Source organism: Pseudomonas sp. (genome assembly GCF_030698175.1).
Classification (GTDB): domain Bacteria; phylum Pseudomonadota; class Gammaproteobacteria; order Pseudomonadales; family Pseudomonadaceae; genus Aquipseudomonas.
Map to the genome: position 1 here is coordinate 74,765 of NZ_JAUYNT010000018.1, position 20,082 is coordinate 94,846.

16 protein-coding genes are annotated in these 20,082 nt (G+C 59.7%); 11 read left to right on the forward strand and 5 right to left on the reverse strand.

Annotated features, from left to right (window positions below; translation table 11 throughout):
* The first annotated feature begins 116 nt into the window (after window positions 1-116).
* The 5 genes from dapC to Q8R10_RS09295 all read left to right on the forward strand — a co-directional run bounded on the left by dapC (window position 117) and on the right by Q8R10_RS09295 (window position 4,452).
* Window positions 117-1,316: a succinyldiaminopimelate transaminase gene (dapC, locus tag Q8R10_RS09275; RefSeq protein WP_305653104.1), complete on the forward strand. Its 1,200-nt coding sequence runs from the start codon at window positions 117-119 to the stop codon at window positions 1,314-1,316.
* Window positions 1,313-1,660, forward strand: coding sequence for an ArsC family reductase (locus Q8R10_RS09280; protein ID WP_305653106.1), 348 nt, complete (start codon window positions 1,313-1,315; stop codon window positions 1,658-1,660). The genes dapC and Q8R10_RS09280 overlap by 4 nt, the downstream gene beginning before the upstream one ends.
* 46 nt (window positions 1,661-1,706) lie before the next feature.
* A complete protein-coding gene (gene dapD, locus Q8R10_RS09285) occupies window positions 1,707-2,756 on the forward strand; it encodes a 2,3,4,5-tetrahydropyridine-2,6-dicarboxylate N-succinyltransferase (RefSeq protein ID WP_305653108.1) in 1,050 nt (349 codons plus the stop codon).
* 66 nt (window positions 2,757-2,822) lie between these two features.
* Window positions 2,823-4,028, forward strand: coding sequence for an aminotransferase class V-fold PLP-dependent enzyme (locus tag Q8R10_RS09290; protein ID WP_305653110.1), 1,206 nt, complete (start codon window positions 2,823-2,825; stop codon window positions 4,026-4,028).
* A gap of 10 nt (window positions 4,029-4,038) precedes the next feature.
* Window positions 4,039-4,452 carry a SufE family protein gene (locus Q8R10_RS09295; RefSeq protein WP_305653112.1) on the forward strand — a complete coding sequence of 138 codons (414 nt, stop codon included), beginning with the start codon at window positions 4,039-4,041 and terminating at the stop codon, window positions 4,450-4,452.
* 11 nt (window positions 4,453-4,463) lie between these two features.
* Here Q8R10_RS09295 and Q8R10_RS09300 read toward each other — a convergent pair whose 3' ends face one another.
* Window positions 4,464-5,303: an ABC transporter substrate-binding protein gene (locus Q8R10_RS09300; protein WP_305653114.1), complete on the reverse strand. Its 840-nt coding sequence runs from the start codon at window positions 5,301-5,303 to the stop codon at window positions 4,464-4,466.
* A gap of 121 nt (window positions 5,304-5,424) precedes the next feature.
* Window positions 5,425-6,225: a tRNA cyclic N6-threonylcarbamoyladenosine(37) synthase TcdA gene (tcdA, locus tag Q8R10_RS09305; protein WP_305653116.1), complete on the reverse strand. Its 801-nt coding sequence runs from the start codon at window positions 6,223-6,225 to the stop codon at window positions 5,425-5,427.
* A gap of 593 nt (window positions 6,226-6,818) precedes the next feature.
* Here tcdA and Q8R10_RS09310 point away from each other — a divergent pair.
* The 6 genes from Q8R10_RS09310 to Q8R10_RS09335 all read left to right on the forward strand — a co-directional run bounded on the left by Q8R10_RS09310 (window position 6,819) and on the right by Q8R10_RS09335 (window position 17,484).
* Window positions 6,819-9,416 carry a glycosyltransferase gene (locus tag Q8R10_RS09310; protein WP_305653118.1) on the forward strand — a complete coding sequence of 866 codons (2,598 nt, stop codon included), beginning with the start codon at window positions 6,819-6,821 and terminating at the stop codon, window positions 9,414-9,416.
* Between the two features lie 97 nt (window positions 9,417-9,513).
* Window positions 9,514-10,665, forward strand: a complete 1,152-nt coding sequence (dapE, locus tag Q8R10_RS09315) for a succinyl-diaminopimelate desuccinylase (RefSeq protein ID WP_305653120.1) — start codon at window positions 9,514-9,516, stop codon at window positions 10,663-10,665.
* A 2-nt stretch (window positions 10,666-10,667) separates the two neighbouring features.
* Window positions 10,668-11,477, forward strand: a complete 810-nt coding sequence (locus Q8R10_RS09320; protein WP_305653122.1) for a putative RNA methyltransferase — start codon at window positions 10,668-10,670, stop codon at window positions 11,475-11,477.
* A gap of 152 nt (window positions 11,478-11,629) precedes the next feature.
* On the forward strand, window positions 11,630-12,001 hold the full coding sequence (locus Q8R10_RS09325; RefSeq protein ID WP_305653124.1) for a hypothetical protein: 372 nt from the start codon (window positions 11,630-11,632) through the stop codon (window positions 11,999-12,001).
* A 114-nt stretch (window positions 12,002-12,115) separates the two neighbouring features.
* A complete protein-coding gene (gene plsB, locus Q8R10_RS09330) occupies window positions 12,116-14,599 on the forward strand; it encodes a glycerol-3-phosphate 1-O-acyltransferase PlsB (RefSeq protein ID WP_305653126.1) in 2,484 nt (827 codons plus the stop codon).
* Between the two features lie 527 nt (window positions 14,600-15,126).
* Window positions 15,127-17,484, forward strand: coding sequence for a bifunctional diguanylate cyclase/phosphodiesterase (locus Q8R10_RS09335; RefSeq protein WP_305653128.1), 2,358 nt, complete (start codon window positions 15,127-15,129; stop codon window positions 17,482-17,484).
* 17 nt (window positions 17,485-17,501) lie between these two features.
* On the opposite strand, the gene Q8R10_RS09340 is transcribed toward Q8R10_RS09335, so the two are convergent.
* The 3 genes from Q8R10_RS09340 to Q8R10_RS09350 all read right to left on the reverse strand — a co-directional run bounded on the left by Q8R10_RS09340 (window position 17,502) and on the right by Q8R10_RS09350 (window position 19,789).
* Window positions 17,502-17,939, reverse strand: a complete 438-nt coding sequence (locus tag Q8R10_RS09340; RefSeq protein ID WP_305653130.1) for a phosphate ABC transporter substrate-binding protein — start codon at window positions 17,937-17,939, stop codon at window positions 17,502-17,504.
* Window positions 17,940-17,950: 11 nt separating this feature from the next.
* Window positions 17,951-19,189: a hypothetical protein gene (locus tag Q8R10_RS09345; RefSeq protein WP_305653131.1), complete on the reverse strand. Its 1,239-nt coding sequence runs from the start codon at window positions 19,187-19,189 to the stop codon at window positions 17,951-17,953.
* 258 nt (window positions 19,190-19,447) lie between these two features.
* Window positions 19,448-19,789, reverse strand: coding sequence for a cysteine peptidase family C39 domain-containing protein (locus tag Q8R10_RS09350; RefSeq protein WP_305653133.1), 342 nt, complete (start codon window positions 19,787-19,789; stop codon window positions 19,448-19,450).
* Window positions 19,790-20,082: the final 293 nt, after the last annotated feature.

Genomic DNA, 20,082 nt, shown 5'->3' on the forward strand with positions numbered 1-20,082 from the left:
AAGTTCGAAAAGCACCGCACCCTGCAGGCCAACATTCAACCGCTCAACTATTATCCGACGCCAACGATCAATCCGCCGCGCCAACAACAATACGTATTTAGGAAGTTGCAAACCCGATGAACAGTGCGCTCAAGCAGCTCCAACCCTACCCGTTCGAAAAACTCCGCGCCCTACTGGCCGGCGTACAACCGGCCGAGCTGCCGGCGATAGCCCTGTCGATTGGCGAACCCAAGCACCGCTCGCCGGAGTTTGTCGCAAACGCCCTGGCCGCCAACCTCGACCAACTGGCGGTGTATCCAACCACCCTGGGGCTGCCGGCGTTGCGCGAGGCGATTGCCAGCTGGTGCGAGCGGCGCTTCGGCGTACCCGGCGGCTGGCTGGATGCGGCAAAGCACATCTTGCCGGTCAACGGCACCCGCGAAGCCCTGTTCGCCTTTACCCAGACGGTGGTGGAGCGCGGTGACGACGCGCTGGTAGTCAGCCCTAACCCCTTCTATCAAATCTACGAAGGCGCTGCCCTGCTCGCCGGCGCGCAGCCGCACTACCTGCCGTGCCTGGCCGAGCATGGTTTTAACCCGGACTTCGACGCAGTCACTCCGGACGTTTGGCAGCGCTGCCAGATTCTATTTCTCTGCTCGCCGGGCAACCCTACCGGCGCACTGATCCCGCTGGCGACCCTGGAAAAACTGATCGGCTTGGCCGACCAATACGACTTCGTGATTGCGGCGGACGAGTGCTACAGCGAGCTGTACTTCGATGAGAGCACGCCGCCAGCCGGGCTGCTGAGCGCTTGCGTGAGTCTGGGTCGCAGCGATTTCAAACGCTGCGTGGTGTTTCACAGCCTGTCCAAGCGCTCCAACTTGCCAGGCCTGCGCTCGGGCTTCGTGGCCGGCGATGCGAACATCCTGCAAGCCTTTTTGCTCTATCGCACCTACCACGGCTGCGCCATGTCGGTACCGACTCAACTGGCCAGCATCGCCGCCTGGAACGACGAAGACCATGTGCGCGCCAACCGCGACCTGTACCGGGCCAAATATGACACAGTGCTGGATATCCTCAGCCCCGTGCTGGATGTACAACGCCCGGATGGCGGCTTCTATCTGTGGGCCAAGGTGCCCGGCGATGACGCCCAGTTCACCCGTGAGCTGTTCGCCCAGCAGCATGTCACCGTAGTGCCGGGCTCGTACCTGTCGCGCGAAGTCGATGGTTTTAATCCCGGTGCCGGGCGGATTCGTATGGCCCTGGTCGCGCCACTGGCCGACTGCATCGAAGCCGCCCAGCGGATTCGCGCCTATCTGCAGACGGTGCGCCCATGAGCATCACCCTCTACGGCATCAAAGCTTGCGACACCATGAAAAAAGCCCGCACCTGGCTCGATGAGCAAGGCATTAGCTACGTTTTTCACGATTACAAAACGCTCGGTATCGACCAGGCCAACCTGCAGAAATGGTGTGACCAGCACGGTTGGGAGAAAGTCCTTAACCGCAGCGGCACCACCTTTCGCAAGCTCGACGAGGCGCAAAAAACCGACCTCACCCAGGACCGGGCGATTGCCCTGATGCTGGCTCAGCCGTCGATGATCAAGCGCCCAGTGCTGGATCTGGGCGAACGCAGCCTGCTCGGTTTCAAGCCCGACATTTATCAGCAAGCGCTGGTCTAAGAACCGCGCGATGCCCTACGAATTAGCCACAATAAGGAATCAATCCATGTCGCAACACCCCGCCACTCAACAAGTGTTCAGCCTGGCCTTCGGCGTCGGCACCCAAAACCGCCAAGAAAGCTGGCTAGAGGTGTTTTACGCCCAGCCCCTGCTCAATCCAGCCACTGAACTGCTGGCGGCCATAGCACCCTTGCTGGGTTACACCGGCGGCAACCAGGCCATCAGCTTCAGCACCACTCAGGCCATCGAACTCGCCCATCTGCTCAAGCCACTGGATGCCCAGCAAGCCGCACTGCTGACCCGCCTGGCCGAAAGCGAGAAGCCACTGGTGGCGACTATTCTGGCTGAAGACCTGGCGCTGACCTCAACCCCCGAGGCCTACCTCAAGCTGCAGCTTCTCTCCCATCGCCTGGTTAAACCCCACGGCTTGAACCTGACCGGGATCTTCCCGCTACTGCCTAACGTGGCGTGGACCAGCCAAGGCGCCGTGGATTTGGCCGAGCTGGCTGAGCGTCAGCTAGAGGCCCGCCTGAAAGGCAAATTGCTGGAAGTCTTCTCGGTCGACAAGTTCCCGAAAATGACCGACTACGTGGTGCCGAGCGGCGTGCGCATCGCCGATGCTTCCCGCGTGCGCTTGGGCGCTTACGTGGGCGAAGGCACCACCGTGATGCACGAAGGTTTTATCAATTTCAACGCCGGCACCCAAGGCCCGGGCATGATCGAAGGCCGCGTCTCGGCTGGCGTGTTTGTCGGCAAAGGTTCGGATCTGGGCGGCGGCTGCTCGACCATGGGCACCTTGTCGGGTGGCGGCAACCTGGTGATCAGCGTCGGCGAAGGCTGCCTGATCGGCGCCAATGCCGGTATCGGCATCCCGCTGGGTGATCACAACACCGTCGAATCCGGCCTGTACATCACCGCCGGCACCAAGGTGGCGCTGCTGGATGACAAAGGGCAGCTGGTCAAAGTGTTGAAAGCCCGCGAACTGGCCGGCCAGACCGACCTGCTGTTCCGCCGCAACTCGCAAACCGGTGCCGTGGAGTGCAAGACCCACAAGTCGGCCATTGAGCTGAACGAAACCCTGCACGCCCATAACTAATAAGCACTTGTAGGATGGGTTGAGCGCAGCGATACCCATCAACAAGCACCGCCAAGGTAACCTCCGATGCTACTTACCTCGCCTTGGCGTTCTGATTTCCCAGCCCTCGCCGCCTTTGCCGGCGAGGGCCAAACCTATCTGGACAGCGCCGCCACCGCGCAAAAACCGCAGGCGATGATTGCGGCGCTCTGCGACTATTACCAAGGCGGCGCGGCCAATGTGCATCGCGCCCAACATTTGCCCGGCGAGCGGGCTACCCGCGCCTTCGAGCAGGTCCGCGAGCAGCTGGCCAGCTGGCTGAATGCCGGTAGCAGCGAGCAGATCATCTTCACCCGCGGCAGCACCGAGGCGGTGAACCTGCTGACCTATGGCCTGGAGCACGAGTTTCAGGCCGGTGATGAAATCGTCATCAGCGCCCTCGAACACCACGCCAACTTGCTGCCCTGGCAACAGCTGGCACAACGTCGCAACCTGAAACTGCTGGTGCTACCGCTGGATGCCAGCGGCGATATCGACCTAGTCGCCGCCCAGCAATTGATAGGCCCACGCTGCCGGCTGCTGGCGATCAGCCAACTGTCCAATGTGCTCGGCCGCTGGTTGCCGCTGACTGAGTTGCTGGCCTTGGCCAAAGCCCAGGACGCCCTGACCGTGGTCGATGGCGCCCAAGGTGCGGTGCACAGCCAGCCGGATATGCAGGCGCTGGGCTGCGACTTTTACCTGTTCTCCAGCCACAAGCTCTACGGCCCGGACGGCCTCGGCGTGCTCTATGGCCGCGGCGAGGCGTTGCAGCGTCTGCGCCATTGGCAGTTTGGCGGCGAGATGGTGCAGGCCTGCGACTATCAGCAGGCCAGTTTTCGCCCTGCCCCCCTGGGTTTTGAAGCCGGTACACCGCCGATTGCCGCCGTGCTGGGGCTGGGCGCCAGCCTGAGCTACCTGTGCGGTTTGGATGCAATAGCTGTGGCCGCCCATGAAGCGGCGCTGCACCGGCAATTGCTTCACGGCCTTAACTCCCGCGCTGGAATTCAATTACTCGGCACGCCACAGGTGGCGCTGGCCTGCTTCACCGTCGCCGGCGTGCACCACAGCGATCTGGCGCAACTGCTGACCGAACAAGGGATTGCCGTGCGCGCCGGTCAGCACTGCGCCATGCCCCTGCTGGCGAGCCTCGGAGTCAGCGGCGCGCTGCGGGTGTCACTGGCTTTGTACAATGACGGCAACGATCTGGCGCGTTTTTTCAGCGCACTCGATCAAGCCCTGGAGTTGCTGCAATGAGCCTGTCGCCATGAGCCTGCCCGCCGCCGCCGAACAAGCCCTCGCCGCCTTTAGCGCCGCCAGCGGCTGGGAAGCCCGCGCACGGCTGCTGATGCAGTGGGGCGAGCGCCTCGAGCCACTGACGCCGGCGCAATGCAGCAGCGAGCATCTGGTACAGGGTTGCGAAAGCCAGGTGTGGTTGCTGGCCGAACAGCATCAGCAGCACTGGCAGTTTCGCGCCGCCAGCGAGGCCCGCCTGCTGCGCGGCCTGCTGGCGGTGTTATTGGCACGAGTGAATGGCCTGAGCGGTGCAGAGCTGGCTAACGTCAACCTGCTCGACTGGTTTACTCAACTGGGCCTGACCCGCCAGCTCTCGCCGTCGCGCAGTAACGGCTTGCAGGCGGTACTGCGCAGGATGCAAGAGCTAACGGCCACCAGCAGCTAAGTAACAGCGCGCTAAAACCCCGGTTGCCAGCTAGCCCCATCTCCCGCCTCGAAGGCCTCTTGCAGGCGCTGCAAATCACCGTTATCACGCAACTGCTGCAGCCCCGCATCGAATACTTGGCGCAATTTTTCCCCGCGCGGATCTTTACGGAACAACAGGTCCAACGTCTCACGGCTAACCGGGCGCGGGTGAGCCAGCAGCTGCTGCTGTTGCTCAGGGCTGAATGAGCGTTTGAGCATGGCATAACCGACGGCGCGATCTTGCAGGTGCAGGTCAACCCGTCCAGCCAATAACAAACGCATGCCGGCGTCTTCACGGCTATCGGCCTGCACCTTAAAACGCCCGGCGGCGCGCGCACGGTCAAACTCGGCACCGTAGGCATAACCCTTAGTCAAAGCGATCGAGTAAGCCTCTAGATCCCTCAGCTCGCGCCAGTCAAAGGCTTGGTCGCGGCGATGAAAAATAGCCATCTGCGCCCTTACCAGTGGCTCACTGCACAGGCTAAAACTCGCCCGCTCTGGCGTGCAGACATAGGGCATCACCGCATCGATGGAGCCTTTTTGCAGCAAATAGACGTCCCGCGCCCAAGGGTAAAAAAAATACTGCACGCGGTAACCGGCGCGATTGAACACCGTACTAACCAGCCGGCCAAGAGGCCCGGCGTCGTCACGGGCTTGCTCGACGTAGGGCGCCCACTCGCCTGTACCAATCAACACCAGCTGCGGGTCAGATGCCCGCGAGTCAAGCTGCTCCGAGGACTGCGCCAATAAACTCAGGCTCAGCCCGACACAGGCCAGCAACCATGGCCTTGGTTTAATCGCACGCAGTAACAGATCGGTAAGCGCTAACATCGCCTCCACCTCTTCAGCACAAATGCGCAGCGGTAATCCCGCGATCCAACACGCCAAGCGCATGCTCTGAGCTTAGGCAAAAAACCTTGCCACTCATTACCGCTTGGCGGCTAGCCCAAGATTAACTGCGCTCAGATGGCCGCCGCGCGCCGGCCACCAGCTTGTCTACCGCCCGCGCCGCGGCAACCATGCCAAAGCTCGCGGTGACCATCATCACCGCGCCCATGCCACCGGCGCAGTCGAGTCGCACGCCCTGCCCCTCAAAGCGCTTTTGCAGACAGATACTGCCGTCGCCTTTGGGATAGCGCAGTTGTTCGCTGGAGAACACGCAAGGCACGCTGTAATGCCGGCCTGCGGTGCGCGAAAAACCGTATTCACGGCGCAGCTCTGAGCGCACGGCGGATGCCAGCGGGTCATTGAAGGTTTTGTTCAAATCGGCCACCTGAATTTGCGTCGGGTCCAACTGCCCGCCCGCACCACCGGTGGCGATGATCTGAATCTTACGGCGCTTGCACCAGGCAATCAGCGCCGCCTTGGCCGTCACACTGTCGATACAGTCGACCACACAATCGAGGTTCGGCGTGATGTACTCGGCCATGGTCTCGCGGGTAACGAAATCCGCCACCGCATGCACCACACAGGCCGGATTAATCGCCCGCAGGCGCTCGGCCATCACCGTCACTTTAGCCTGACCGACGGCGCCCGTCAGCGCATGGATTTGCCGATTGGTATTGCTGATGCAGACATCATCCAGGTCAAACAGCGAGATCTCGCCCACCCCGGAGCGCGCCAGCGCCTCGGCCACCCAGGAGCCGACACCGCCAATCCCGACCACCGCCACGTGCGCCGCCGCCAGCCGTTCTGCCCCTTCGCGGCCGTACAGTCGCGCCACTCCGGCAAACCGCAGTTCATCAATACTCATGCCCAGCCCTCAAAAATCAGCCGGCATTATAGAGACCAGCGAGGCAATAACACGCCATTAGTCGGTTAATCGCTCGCCGAACAACCCCTGCTTTTAGCTGCAAGCCGCAACGGCCCGCCCCAAGCCCACAACCCACGGCGGCCAGTACGCAGCGCCTCAAGAGCAACCGGGCAAAGCCTGCTTAACTGCCTACTGAGATGTGGCGAGGCATTGCCAGGCAAAATCCACCCAGCGAACTTATTCGCTGTTTGGCAGACCAACAGCCCAGACAATCCGTAACTGCACCGCACCGGCTCAGGCCACAGCTATACAGCCTTAAGAGGTCGCGGTAGGATGCGCGCCGACCGGCAACAGCCGGCACGTCAGGTCATGTGAAAACGTAGCGAGCGAAGGCAAGGCGCAACGCAGCGAAGCGGAGTAACAGCCGCAGGTTGGCCCGCAGGGCAAGCGAAGCGCAGTCAAAACAGGCGAAAAAGCGCAGTTTACAAGCTGTAAATGAGCATTTTGAGCCTGTTTTTAACGCCGCATAACCGAGCGCAGTAGTTTTCACATGACCTGACGCCCCGTTCCACCCTTTGGAACCTTGACTCTATATGCCATCGCGTAAACTTGGACTCAACCTGGTGATTTTCGTCGCTATCGCGGCGTTATTTACCGGTATCTGGGCGCTCTACAACCGGCCGGTCAGCGCACCGGAATGGCCCGAGCAAATTTCCGGCTTCTCATTCTCGCCGTTCCAGCAGAATCAGAACCCGCAAAAGAACATCTACCCCAACGATGAACAGATTCGAGCCGATCTGGAGTTGCTGAGCAAGCAAACCGACAGCATTCGTACCTACTCGACAGAGGGCAGCCTGGCCAACATCCCGCGCCTGGCCGAAGAGTTTGGTTTGCGCGTGACCGTCGGTGCCTGGATCGGCCTCGACCTTGAGCGCAACGAGCGCGAAGTCGCCAAGGTCATTGAACTGGCCAATAACTCACGTAGCGTCGTGCGCGTAGTGGTCGGCAACGAAGCCTTGTTCCGCAAAGAGATTACCCCCGAGGCACTCAGCGTCTACCTTGACCGGGTCCGCGCGGCCGTCAAAGTGCCGGTGACCACCTCTGAGCAATGGCACGTTTGGCAAGAAAACCCGAAACTGGCCAAGCACGTCGACCTGATCGCCGCGCACATCCTGCCGTATTGGGAGTTTGTGCCGATGGAGGACTCGACTGCCTTCGTGCTCGAGCGCGCCAAAGACCTGAAAAAACTCTTCCCGAAAAAACCCCTGCTGCTCTCGGAAGTTGGCTGGCCGAGCAACGGCCGGATGCGCGGCGGTGCCGATGCCTCCCCAGCCGATCAGGCGATTTACCTGCGCACCCTGGTCAGCACCCTGAACGCCAAGGGCTACAACTACTTCGTCATCGAAGCCTTTGACCAGCCCTGGAAAGCCACCGAAGAAGGTTCGGTTGGCGCCTATTGGGGCGTTTACAACGAAGCCCGCCAGCCAAAATTTGCCTTTGAAGGGCCGGTCGTGGCAATCCCACAGTGGCGCGTCCTGGCGATTGGCTCGGTAGTGCTGGCCATGCTCGCCCTGGCCTTGCTGCTGATCGATGGCAGCGCCATGCGCCAACGCGGTCGCACCTTCCTCACCGTGGTGGCCTTTGCCGGCGGCTCGGCGATGGTCTGGATCGGCTACGACTATAGCCAGCAATACAGCACCTGGTTCAGCCTAGTCGTTGGCGGCCTGCTGGGTCTCGGCGCACTGGGAGTATTTATTGTGCTGCTGACGGAGGCCCATGAGCTGGCCGAATCGGTATGGCTGCACGCCCGACGTCGGCCATTTTTGCCGGTCACCACGGACAATGCCTACCGGCCCAAAGTCTCGGTGCACGTGCCCTGCTACAACGAGCCGCCAGAAATGGTCAAACTCACCCTCGACGCCTTGGCCGCGCTGGATTATCCAGACTATGAAGTGCTGGTCATCGACAACAACACCAAAGACCCGGCCGTTTGGGAGCCTGTAGAGGCCTATTGCGCAACCCTCGGCCCGCGCTTTCGCTTCTTCCACGTCGCACCCTTGGAAGGTTTTAAAGGCGGTGCGCTGAACTATGCCCTGGAACGCACCGCGCCAGACGCCGAAGTGATTGCGGTGATCGACTCGGACTACTGTGTCAAGCCGAACTGGCTGAAGCACATGGTGCCGCACTTTGCCGACCCGAAAATTGCCGTGGTGCAATCGCCGCAAGACTATCGCGACGGTAATGAAAGCCGCTTCAAGAAGCTCTGCTACGCCGAATACAAGGGCTTCTTCCACATCGGCATGGTCACCCGTAACGACCGCGACGCGATCATTCAGCACGGCACCATGACCATGACCCGCCGTTCGGTGCTTGATGAGCTGAAATGGGCCGACTGGTGCATCTGTGAAGACGCCGAACTGGGTCTGCGGGTATTCCAGAAGGGCTTATCGGCCGCCTACTTTGAAGACAGCTACGGTCAAGGCGTAATGCCCGACACCTTTATTGACTTCAAAAAGCAACGTTTCCGCTGGGCTTACGGCGCCATCCAGATTATCAAGCGCCACTCCGCCAGCCTGCTGCGCGGCAAAGACACGCAATTGACCCGCGGTCAGCGTTACCACTTCGTGGCGGGCTGGTTGCCGTGGATTGCCGATGGCCTGAATATCTTCTTCACCATTGGTGCGCTGCTGTGGTCGGCGGCGATGATTATCGTGCCGAAACAAGTCGATCCACCGCTGCTGATTTTCGCCATTCCACCCTTGGCGCTGTTTGTGTTCAAGCTGGGCAAGATCTTGTTCCTCTACCGGCGCACCGTTGGCGTTAGCATGGGCCAAGCGTGCGCGGCGGCCATTGCTGGCTTGGCGCTGTCTTACACGATTGCCAAAGCGGTGCTGTATGGCTTTTGCACCACCACCATTCCGTTCTTCCGCACGCCGAAAATGGCCTCTAAACACGGCTTTATGGTGGCCATGGCGGAGGCGCGTGAAGAAGTCTTCATCATGCTGCTGCTCTGGGGCGCGGCGATTGGCATTGGCATAGTGCAAGGCTTGCCGAGCGCGGATGTACAGTTCTGGGTGGCCATGCTCGTGGTGCAATCACTGCCATACTTGGCGGCATTGGTGATGGCGCTGCTGTCGTCAATGCCACCACCGGCAGTCGCAGCACCGCAAGCGGATGAGCAGCAGGCGTAACCCGCCAGCTCAGCGCAACAATCGAAACGGCGGCCTGAAGAGGTCGCCGTTTTGCTTTATGATGACGCCCTTTTCGCCACACCCCTGCGGAGCCGCCATGACTGCCCAGTCCCCTACTCTTTCGCCGACCCTGGCGCTTGCCTGCGAGCTGATCAGCCGCCCTTCGGTCACCCCGCTGGATGCCGACTGTCAGGCGCTGATGATCCGGCGCCTGGAGGCGCTGGGTTTTGCCGTAGAGCCGATGCGCATCGAGGACGTCGACAACTTCTGGGCCCTGCATGGCGGCGACGGCCCGGTACTGTGCTTTGCCGGCCACACCGACGTGGTGCCCACCGGCCCACTAGAGGCTTGGCAATATCAGCCGTTCGACGTGCTGATCGACGAGCAAGGCATGCTTTGCGGGCGTGGCGCGGCGGACATGAAAGGCAGTCTGGCGTCGATGATCATCGCCGTTGAGCGCTTTGTAGCTGAGTATCCTAACCACAAGGGCGCCATCGCCTTTTTGATCACCAGCGACGAAGAAGGCCCGGCCCACCACGGCACCAAAGCCGTGGTCGAACGCCTGAAAGCCCGTAACCAGCGCTTGGACTGGTGCATCGTCGGCGAACCTTCGAGCACCACCCTGATCGGCGACATGGTCAAAAATGGTCGGCGCGGCTCGCTTGGCGCCACCCTAACGGTGCGCGGCCTGCAAGGCCACGTGGCCTATCCGCAGCTGGCCAAGAACCCGATTCATCTGGCCACCCCGGCGCTGACTGAGCTGGCTGCGCAGCACTGGGACGCCGGCAACGCCTTCTTCCCGCCGACCAGTTTCCAGATTTCCAATCTGAACTCCGGCACCGGCGCCACCAACGTGATTCCCGGTGAACTCAAGGCCATCTTCAACTTCCGTTTCTCTACCGAATCGACGGTTGAGGACTTGCAAGAGCGAGTCGCGGCCATTCTCGACAAGCATGGTCTGGACTGGCATATCGACTGGGCCTTGTCCGGCATGCCGTTTCTGACCGAGCCCGGCGCTTTGCTGGACGCGGTATCGAGCAGCATCAAGAGCGTCACCGGCCGCGACACAGTAGCCTCCACCAGTGGCGGCACCTCGGACGGGCGTTTTATCGCCACCATGGGCACCCAAGTAGTCGAGCTGGGGCCAGTCAACGCCACCATCCACCAGGTTAACGAACGGGTATTGGCCAGCGACCTCGAAGTGCTGACCGAGATTTACTATCAGACGCTCGTGCGGCTGCTGGCTTAAGCATGCTGATTTGTCCGATCTGCTCAGAGCCCCTCAGCGTCGTCGCTAACGGCGTCGTCTGCCCGGCCAAACACAGCTTCGACCGCGCCCGTCAGGGCTATCTGAACCTGCTGCCGGTGCAGCACAAGAACAGCCGCGAACCCGGCGACAATGCCGCCATGGTCGAGGCCCGCCGGCGTTTTCTCGACGGCGGGCACTATGCGCCACTGGCCAAGCGTCTGGCCGAACTGGCCGCCAGTTATGCGCCCGCGCGCTGGCTGGATATTGGCTGCGGCGAGGGTTACTACACCCAGCGGCTCGCCGATGCCCTGCCGGCTGCCGACGGCTATGCCCTGGACATCTCCCGCGAGGCGGTCAAACAAGCCTGTAAACGCTCACCTCAGCTAACCTGGCTGGTGGCCAGCATGGCCCGCGTGCCCTTGGCCGATGCCAGTTGTCAGCTGCTGGCCAGCGTGTTCAGCCCGCTCGACTGGCAAGAAGCCAAGCGCCTGCTGGCTCCCGGTGGCGGCTTACTGCGCATGGGCCCGACCCGCGAGCATCTGTACGAACTGCGTCAGCAACTCTATGACGAAGTCCGCGAATACGACGACCAGAAGCACCTGGCCCTGGTGCCCAACGGCATGCAGCTGGCCCACAGCGAAACCCTGAGCTTCAAGCTCAAGCTAGAAACCGCCCAAGCCCGCACCGACCTGCTGTCCATGACCCCCCACGGCTGGCGCGCCAGCGTCGAAAAGCGCAACGCGGTAATCGAGCAGGACTTAGAAGTCACCGTATCGATCCGCTACGATTGGTTTCAGCTCATTGAGAAGTAGATAGTGGGGAGTAGGGAGTGGGGGTTCAGCGTTTGTGCGAAGGTCGGCTTTTGCTCTGACGAAAACCAAAACCCCGCAAATATCAGTCAAGAGCACCCCACTTCCCACTATCCACTTTCCCACTGCCCACTCCCCACTTATGGAACATCAGCATGCGCCAACCTGATATCGAGATTTACCTGAAAGACGCCGAGCACCAGGCCATTGCCGCCTGGCTCACCGAAGCCATCGGGCCGTGCACCGAGTGGCAGAAAAAAGGCCAGACCTACCAGTGCAAAACCGGCAACATCGCCGTCACCTGGCTGCCCAAAGCCGTGGGCAAATGGCACAGTCTGCTGCTCAACAGCAACGCCACACCTTGGGCCGATGACCTCGAATGCGCCCAGGCGGCGTTTGCCGCCCTCAAGGTGGAAATCCGCTGCGCCCCGGGTAGCTGGCAAGAAGAAGAAAGCGACGAACAAGCCGATCGCTGGATGCGCATCAGCACCGATGGCGTCGAAGAAATCACCTGGCACACCGCCTGAAACTGCCTACAGCTTGTCGCAAGTTTGCGGTTTTTTGCCGTTAGACCTGCGATCAGCCACACTAACGCCCCTCCCGAGCAATTGCTCGTTTTACCGACTATTAGCAGACTTCGTATGACTCGTTCCCCGCTCCGCCGTCTGGTGTTTGGCGCCCTGCACCGCTTGCTGTATCTCTGGGTGCGCTCGGAAACCATCAATCAATCGGCTTTCACCCTCAAGCTCGACCACAGCAAGCCGGTGTTTTATGTGCTGCAACTGCCATCGATCAGCGATTTGGCGGTGGTCGACAGCGAATGCCGCAAAGCCGGGCTGCCACGGCCGATTCTGCCCGTAAGTGTCGGCAAGCTGGATGAGCCGAGCGCGTTCTTCTACCTGACCCCGGAAGCCGGCTGGTTAGGCGGTCAGGACAAGCGCGGCGCCTCGCCGACCCTGGTGCGGCTGCTCAACACCCTGAATGCCGACGCCGAACTGGACGCACAAATAGTCCCGGTCAGCGTGTTCTGGGGGCAGTCGCCGGCCAGCGAGTCGAGTCCCTGGAAACTGCTGTTTGCCGACAGCTGGGCGGTTACCGGACGGCTGCGCAAATTCCTGAGCATTTTGATGCTCGGGCGCAAGACCCGCGTACAGTTCTCGGCGCCGATCCAGCTGCGCGAGCTGATCGCCCAAGATAAAGGCCAGGAACGCACCCAGCGGATGGTCCATCGCTTGCTGCGGGTACACTTTCGCAACCAAAAAGCCGCGGTCATCGGCCCGGATATTTCTCACCGGCGCAATTTGGTCAAGGGCCTGATCCACGGCCCCCAGGTGCATCAGGCGATTCTCGACGAAGCCGAACGCAACAAGACCTCGATCGAAAAAGTCGAGGCACAAGCCCTGCGCTACGGCAACGAGATCGCCTCGGACTACGCCTACACCGCCATCCGTTTTCTCGAAGTGGTGCTCAGCTGGTTCTGGAACAAGATTTACGACGGCATCAAGGTCAACCATATCGAGGCGGTGCAAGAGGCCGCCCACGGCCATGAGGTGATCTATGTGCCCTGCCACCGCAGCCATATCGACTACCTGCTGCTGTCTTATTTGTTGTTTCGCAACGGCCTGACCCCGCCGCATATCGCCGCCGGCATCAACCTTAATATGCCGGTGATCGGCAGCCTGCTGCGCCGGGCCGGGGCGTTCTTTATGCGCCGTACCTTCAAGGGCAACCCGCTGTACACCTCGGTGTTCAACGAATACCTGCACACCCTGTTCAGCCGGGGTTTCCCGGTGGAGTACTTCGTCGAAGGCGGACGCTCGCGTACCGGGCGCATGTTGCAACCAAAAACCGGCATGCTGGCGATTACCCTGCGCAGCTTCTTGCGCTCCAACCGCCTGCCGATCGTGTTCGTGCCGGTGTATATCGGTTACGAGCGGGTGCTGGAAGGTCGCACCTATCTCGGCGAACTGCGCGGCGCGAGCAAGAAGAAAGAGTCGATCTTCGACATCTTCAAGGTCATCAACGCCATCCGTAAGCAGCGTTTCGGCAGCGTCTGGGTCAACTTCGGCGAGCCACTGAAACTGGCCGAGTTTCTCGACAGCGAGCAACCCGACTGGCGCAGCCAGCAGTTGGCGCCGCAGTATCGGCCGAGCTGGCTGAACGACACCGCCAATCACCTGGCCGAACGCATCGCCCGCCACCTCAACGAGGCGGCGGCGGTTAACCCGGTCAACTTAGTGGCACTGGCCTTGCTGTCCACCAGCAAACTGGCGCTGGATGAGAAAGCCCTGGCGCGGGTACTCGACCTCTACCTGGCCTTACTGCGCAGCGTGCCCTACTCGCCGCACACCACCTTGCCGGAGGGCGACGGCCAGGCCCTGATCGAATACGTGCAAAGCATGGACCTACTGGCCGCGCAGAAAGATGCACTCGGCAAGATTCTCTATCTGGACGAAAACAACGCCGTCCTGATGACCTATTACCGCAACAACGTGCTGCACATCTTCGCCCTGCCGGCGCTGCTGGCGAGCTTCTTCCAGAGCAACGCGCGGATCAGCCGCGAGCAAATCTTGCGCTACACCCGCGCGCTCTACCCCTACCTGCAGTCGGAGTTGTTTATCCGCTGGAGCCTGGACGAGTTGGACGGCGTGATCGACCAATGGCTGGCGGCTTTTGTCGAGCAAGGGCTGCTGCGCTTTGAAGACGGCGTGTTCCTGCGCCCGGCGCCAAGCTCGCGGCAGTTTGTGCTGCTGACCCTGCTGTCGCGGGCCATCGCCCAGACCCTGCAGCGCTTCTACATGGCCATTGCCCTGGTGCTCAACGCCGGACAAAACGCCCTGAGCGCCGAACAATTGGAAGACCTCTGCACCGTCATGGCCCAGCGCCTGTCAATTCTGCATGGCCTGAATGCCCCGGAATTCTTCGACAAGAGCCTGTTCCGCCACTTCATCCAGACCCTCCTGGATGAAGGCGTACTGCGCCAGGACGAAGCCGGCAAGCTCAGCTACCACGAGCTGCTCGGCGACCTCGCCGAAGGCGCCGCCAAACGGGTGCTGCCGGCCGAAATCCGCCTGTCGATCCGCCAAGTCGCCCTCGACCATAACGACGAAACCGCCGAGCCGTAAAACCCAGCAAGCTTCCCGCAAAAAATCTGCACAAACAAAGAGGCCCATCAATTGATGGGCCTCTTTGTTTGTGCAGGTACTACTTATTGCCAGTTGGCGGCAATCACGCTATCCAATGCCGCATGGTAGTCCGACGACAGACTGGTTTGCCCCGGAGCAGGCGGTGCGAAAGCGGCCATGGCGTTAACCAGGTTAGTCACTTGCGCATCGTTCAGGGCCAAACCATCGCTGGCGAGAATCTGCTCACAACATCGAACATCGGGTTTAGCTAAGGGAGCACCCTGCTCTGAAAAAGCAGGGCTGGGTGGCTTTGGTTCTTGACGTATGGCCGGCTAATGGGCGTCCCCTTTTCCCATTAACCTGGAACTGCCGATCAAGGGCGAATAAATGCTTTATGCGCGGCTCGCTGGCAAGAGCTGGAGCTATAGTTCTCACATGCGCCATGATCCTCCAGTCACGCGTGGGCATCAGGCAGACCTGTCATATTCCATGGACTTACATATTTGGAACCACTCAAGGGGCATGTTATGTCGAGCTACCGGGCAGAGGGTCGGGTGGCGGCCCCAACGCCCCCCCTTCCCGATGCACCTAGCAGCCTCTTTCGGCGTTTTTTTGACCACGTAAAAGAAGCCTACATTCTACTTCCCTTGCTGGCAGTGCTCCTACTGCTGGGTATCTGGGCGGCAGCCCTGTACCTCATCAAGGTTGAGCATGTGCGCGCAGAACGCACCGTGGCGGCGGCGAGCTTGGAAATAGGCTCAACGTACGAAGCGCAGATCTTGCGGGCCATGCGTGAGATTGATCAAACACTCAAACTCGTTAAATACACCTATGAGCTCAAGGGCGAGCGAAACCCGCTGCCGAAGCTGCAGGATAGAGCGCTGTTGCCACCGGCGTTGTTGTTTGACGTCAGTGTTGCCGACGCCAACGGCGCGATCATGGCAAGCACGCGCGCGAACGAGGTGGGCAATAGTGCCGATCAAGATGATCTTCAGGGGCTGCAGCACAACGATGGACTCTGGGTCAGTCGCGCGTGGAAAAGCCCCGTCACGGGAGAGTGGCGGCTGCGCTTTAGTCGCCGACTCGGCGCCTCGGACGGCCCACTCTCCGGCATGGTGATGGTCGAGGTCGATGCGGCTTACTTCGTCAGCAGCTATGACAGCTCGAAATTGGGTGAGCACGGGGTACTCGGTATATTGGGAACCGATGGCGTATTCCGGGTCCGGCGCACCGGGGAAGCGATTTTTGCCGGCGATGTGGTTGATTACGCTGCGCAGGTGCCTGATACCGAGGACGCCCAAGCCGTGCTCTCGGTCAATGGCTGGGACGGCGTGCAGCGTTATACCAGCGCACGGCAACTCTACGATGCCCCCTTGGCGGTGATTGTCGGGTTATCCGCAGAAGAACGGCTCGCTCCGGTTGTCCGGCAAGCCCATAACTATCTGTGGCGGGCAGCGGGCGGTAGTCTGCTGTTGGTGCTCTTGGTCGGGCTGCTCAGCCGCATGAGCTGGCAACTGGCGCAAAGCCGCTTGCGCGCTGCCCAAGCCAAGGTCGCCTATGCGCAAAGCGTCGAATATCTTGCTTATCACGATGGCCTCACGTCGCTGCCCAATCGCAGTCTGTTCAGCAATCTATTGAGCCAGAGCATCAGTGAAGCGCAACGCTATCATCGGCAACTGGCGGTACTGTTTCTTGACCTTGATCGCTTCAAACACATCAACGATACGCTTGGGCATGAAGCGGGAGACCAGTTGCTACAAGAAGTCGCCACCCGACTGCAGTCCTGTCTGCGCGATAGCGATACCGTTGCTCGTTTGGGTGGCGATGAATTCGTGGTGCTGCTGCCGGAGCTGTCCGAGAACAAATATGCGGCGACAGCCGCCCAGAAAATCCTCTCCGCCGTCGCCAAGTCATTCAACCTGCGGGGGCAAGAGTTTCGGGTGACCGCCAGTATCGGCATCAGCCTTTATCCGCAAGATGGTCTGGACGAGCAGACCCTGAAGAAAAACGCCGATATCGCGATGTATCAGGCCAAGCAACAAGGTAAAAACAACTTCCAGTTCTACTCCGAAGAACTGAACGCAAAATCGCTTGAAAGGCTGACGCTGGAGTTAAGTCTGCGGCACGCCTTGGAGCATCAGGAATTCCAGCTTCATTATCAGGCTAAGCAAGATATACGCAGCGGTCGGATTACCGGGGTGGAGGCGCTGTTGCGCTGGGAACATCCCGACCTGGGCCAAGTAGCCCCCATGCAGTTTATCCCTGTGGCAGAAGAAACCGGCTTGATCGTGCTGATCGGCAAATGGGTACTCAAGACAGCTTGCCTGCAGAATGTGGCTTGGCAACAGCAGGGGTTACCGGTTTTGAGTATGGCGGTAAACCTTTCCGAGCGTCAGTTCGCTGACGAGCACTTGTTAACGGACCTGTCCTCGATATTGGAAGAAACAGGTATGCCAGCGAACCTGCTGGAACTGGAAATCGCCGAAAGCATGCTGATGCAAGATATCAAAAGAGCTATGCGGGTACTGACCGGACTTAAACGACTGAATGTCCAGATTGCCATCGATGATTTCGGCATCGGCTATTCTTCGCTATCCACACTCAAACATTTTCCGCTCGACTCCATCAAGATTGATCGTTCATTTATCCGCGACATTACCAGTGCTGTGGAAGACCGGGCATTGACCGACGCGATTATCGCGATGAGCAGGACGCTCAGTCTGACAGTGGTTGCGCAGGGTGTGGAAACAAGAGAACAGGCCGACTTTCTTCGCAATAACACGTGTGACAAATTCCAGGGCTATTATTTTAATAAACCGATACCCGCAGATCAGTTCGAGGCGCTATTACAGGCCCAAGCAGTGGTTGCAGACAGCAGTAACTGAGGGGCCAACACTAATACTCAGGGGGTGTCTGCGGTAAGGACCCTGACACTGTCATCCACATCTTTACTGTCGATATAGCCGATGGCATTGGGGTTCTGCGCGACAAGTTTTTTCACTTCAGCGCTATTTGAAACAGCGCGTGGCGGCTGCCCCCTGCCGGTGAAAATAATTTTCAACCAATGTGCCTTGAGCTGTGCGGCCGACTTGCCGGTGAACTTCATGTAAAACGCATCGCGCTGAGGTGAATCTTCCACCTGGTCGATGGGTATGGCGTGTCCTCCAGTGGGAAAACGACTCGTTTTCCCCAAAAAGATATCGGCCACCTGATTGTTGCTGAGTGTTTGCACCGGGCTGGCGGTGGGCACGACTGCCACGATGTCAGCCATAGTGGCAGCGGTGCAGATGCACAGCGCGAAGCCAATCACGGTCACTGCGGCGCGCTTCACACAAGCCATGAGCAGCCCCATCAGAATACAAAATCGACAGCGAGGCTGAGTATGTTGAACGAGCCTCCCGGTTCGAAGTCCGGCTGGGCATTGATCAATCGACCGGTTGCTCCAGTGTCCAGGCGCGTGTGGTCAAATTGCAGCTTGGCATCCATGTTTTTTGTGAAATCCCAACGCACGCCAACGGAAAGGGTTTGTTGCCCGGCGTTTGATTGCAAAATGGAGTTGAGCGCGCCATTGAGACTCGTTGCGGCCCCGGCCAGGAAGGGAGGCAGTGCGGACGCCGTCAACCCCGCGGTCGAGGATTCACTCTCCGCCCTAGAGCGGGCAAAGGTCACATAGGGTGTGAAAGCGTCAAGCCGATACCCGCCACTGACATACCAGCCGCTGCGCGCAATTAAACCCGAACGAAAGGCGTTTCGCCCCCATTCGCTCATAAGGAACCACTCGCCCGGGTCATAACTGGCACCCACCCCAATGAACTCAATGGGTTCAAGTTTGGGATCGTAGCGGTCCGCTAGGGCGTTTCCTTCTGCACCGAAGTATCTGAAAAAATCGAAAAAGGCGTTGAGCGGTTCTACGCTAACCAGTCCTTTTTGGTAGGCGAAGTGTGTGGTGAAGGCTCCGTACTGGGTCGTGTTGGCAATCCCCCACAGCTCCCTGGCCAGGGCCTTGCCCGCGTTCCCGGGCAGCCGACTGTCACTCTGGCCGTAGTTGCCCTGCACGGTATTGCTCAGCTCACCGACGTAGAACCTGTAGCTGAGGTCCATGCCGTCGAGGTTGCTGACCGGCACCAGGCTATAAACCTCGGTCGGGGGACGCACCCACGCAGTCGTATAACCCACTTTTCGACTATCGGAGTTCAGAAATGCCGGCAGTACGGTGCGACCAATACGCGCACTAAAATCCGGAGTGAACTGATATTTGATATTCGCCCATTCGACATAAGGGCTGTAACTGTTGTCGTAGCGTTGTTCCGAGATGACCTGCAGCACAGCTGAGAGCTGCGGGGTGAAATTGCCGGTGACCTGGACGCCGATCAAACTGTCGACGTCTGCGCTCCAACTACGGGAGTAACCTGGGCCATTGGGCTTGAAAAAACTGGGGGAATAGTCAGCTTTACTCTCGCTGGAATGAACAATGCCCAGAGTGCCAAAGCTTCTCAGTGAAAATATCGACGTGCCCGGCTCATCGGCGCTAGCGATAGCGGTATACAACGCCATCACAGCCAAGGCCACCAGGTTAAGTTTGGGTACCATTCGATTGCGACCTCATCAGGCAAACAGACGCGCCGGGCGTCTTAGCGCGCGGTCCCTAGGTTAAAACTAGCGAATTGGCAGGAAAGCCTGCGGCCACTTGTGTCTATGTTTTGTAATGCGCAAGAACAACTGGATTGCATAAAAGAAATTGTAGACGCCCTTACGCGCTCGGGAATAAACAAAGGGATATATGGATCTGATCCTCCAAGCCAGGCTCCACCAACTCGCCCGTCCAGCGCGCCTGCAACTCCTCGAAGCTCAGCACTTCTGGGCGCTCACCAGTGGGTCGTGGATCAGGGCTTTGCCGTCGTCCAGGCGGGCAATAATAAAAAAGCGACCGTCATGGCTGGCGACAATCGCAGGAAGTGGGGTGTGTTCCAGGCGCTCGACCTTGCCGCGCACAAACTTGGCTTTTAGGCCAAGCTGCTTGGCCGCCAACAACAATTCAGGCTTGGCAAACTGCCGGCCGTTGTCGAGGTATTCGTGGGTGAGCTGCTCGGGCGAGGCCGCCACGTTATGAAAGCGGGCAAGCATGACCAGGCAGGCAAGGCCCGTGTCAGCCTCAGCTTGAATAGCCGATTCTGGGTGTTCGTCGTGCATTAGAGTCCCTTCTTTTACAGCATCCATAGCCGCCGACCGATGATTCGCCAAATAGCATTAACAGGCGAACATGACAGCGAGTCAGGCAAGGGAGAACATCGACGTGCAGGCTATCCCTTGCCTAATAACTAAATCGTATCAATAACATGTGCCGCGCAAACTAAACGCCTTGCTCCCTCGCGGTCAAGGCACCCTCTCAAAAAGGTGATGCGGCGCATGGCTTCGAGCAAGCAGGGCATTAGCTCGATGACAAAGCCATGCACGCTTGCCTGCTCGCCTGCTCGCCTTCTCGG

What these genes read in the sequence shown, in the direction of transcription:
- dapC (WP_305653104.1), top strand. Translation starts at nt 117, where the DNA reads ATGAACAGTGCGCTCAAGCAGCTCCAACCCTACCCGTTCGAAAAACTC.
- Q8R10_RS09280 (WP_305653106.1), top strand. Translation starts at nt 1,313, where the DNA reads ATGAGCATCACCCTCTACGGCATCAAAGCTTGCGACACCATGAAAAAA.
- dapD (WP_305653108.1), top strand. Translation starts at nt 1,707, where the DNA reads ATGTCGCAACACCCCGCCACTCAACAAGTGTTCAGCCTGGCCTTCGGC.
- Q8R10_RS09290 (WP_305653110.1), top strand. Translation starts at nt 2,823, where the DNA reads ATGCTACTTACCTCGCCTTGGCGTTCTGATTTCCCAGCCCTCGCCGCC.
- Q8R10_RS09295 (WP_305653112.1), top strand. Translation starts at nt 4,039, where the DNA reads ATGAGCCTGCCCGCCGCCGCCGAACAAGCCCTCGCCGCCTTTAGCGCC.
- Q8R10_RS09300 (WP_305653114.1), bottom strand. Translation starts at nt 5,303, where the DNA reads ATGTTAGCGCTTACCGATCTGTTACTGCGTGCGATTAAACCAAGGCCA.
- tcdA (WP_305653116.1), bottom strand. Translation starts at nt 6,225, where the DNA reads ATGAGTATTGATGAACTGCGGTTTGCCGGAGTGGCGCGACTGTACGGC.
- Q8R10_RS09310 (WP_305653118.1), top strand. Translation starts at nt 6,819, where the DNA reads ATGCCATCGCGTAAACTTGGACTCAACCTGGTGATTTTCGTCGCTATC.
- dapE (WP_305653120.1), top strand. Translation starts at nt 9,514, where the DNA reads ATGACTGCCCAGTCCCCTACTCTTTCGCCGACCCTGGCGCTTGCCTGC.
- Q8R10_RS09320 (WP_305653122.1), top strand. Translation starts at nt 10,668, where the DNA reads ATGCTGATTTGTCCGATCTGCTCAGAGCCCCTCAGCGTCGTCGCTAAC.
- Q8R10_RS09325 (WP_305653124.1), top strand. Translation starts at nt 11,630, where the DNA reads ATGCGCCAACCTGATATCGAGATTTACCTGAAAGACGCCGAGCACCAG.
- plsB (WP_305653126.1), top strand. Translation starts at nt 12,116, where the DNA reads ATGACTCGTTCCCCGCTCCGCCGTCTGGTGTTTGGCGCCCTGCACCGC.
- Q8R10_RS09335 (WP_305653128.1), top strand. Translation starts at nt 15,127, where the DNA reads ATGTCGAGCTACCGGGCAGAGGGTCGGGTGGCGGCCCCAACGCCCCCC.
- Q8R10_RS09340 (WP_305653130.1), bottom strand. Translation starts at nt 17,939, where the DNA reads ATGGCTTGTGTGAAGCGCGCCGCAGTGACCGTGATTGGCTTCGCGCTG.
- Q8R10_RS09345 (WP_305653131.1), bottom strand. Translation starts at nt 19,189, where the DNA reads ATGGTACCCAAACTTAACCTGGTGGCCTTGGCTGTGATGGCGTTGTAT.
- Q8R10_RS09350 (WP_305653133.1), bottom strand. Translation starts at nt 19,789, where the DNA reads ATGCACGACGAACACCCAGAATCGGCTATTCAAGCTGAGGCTGACACG.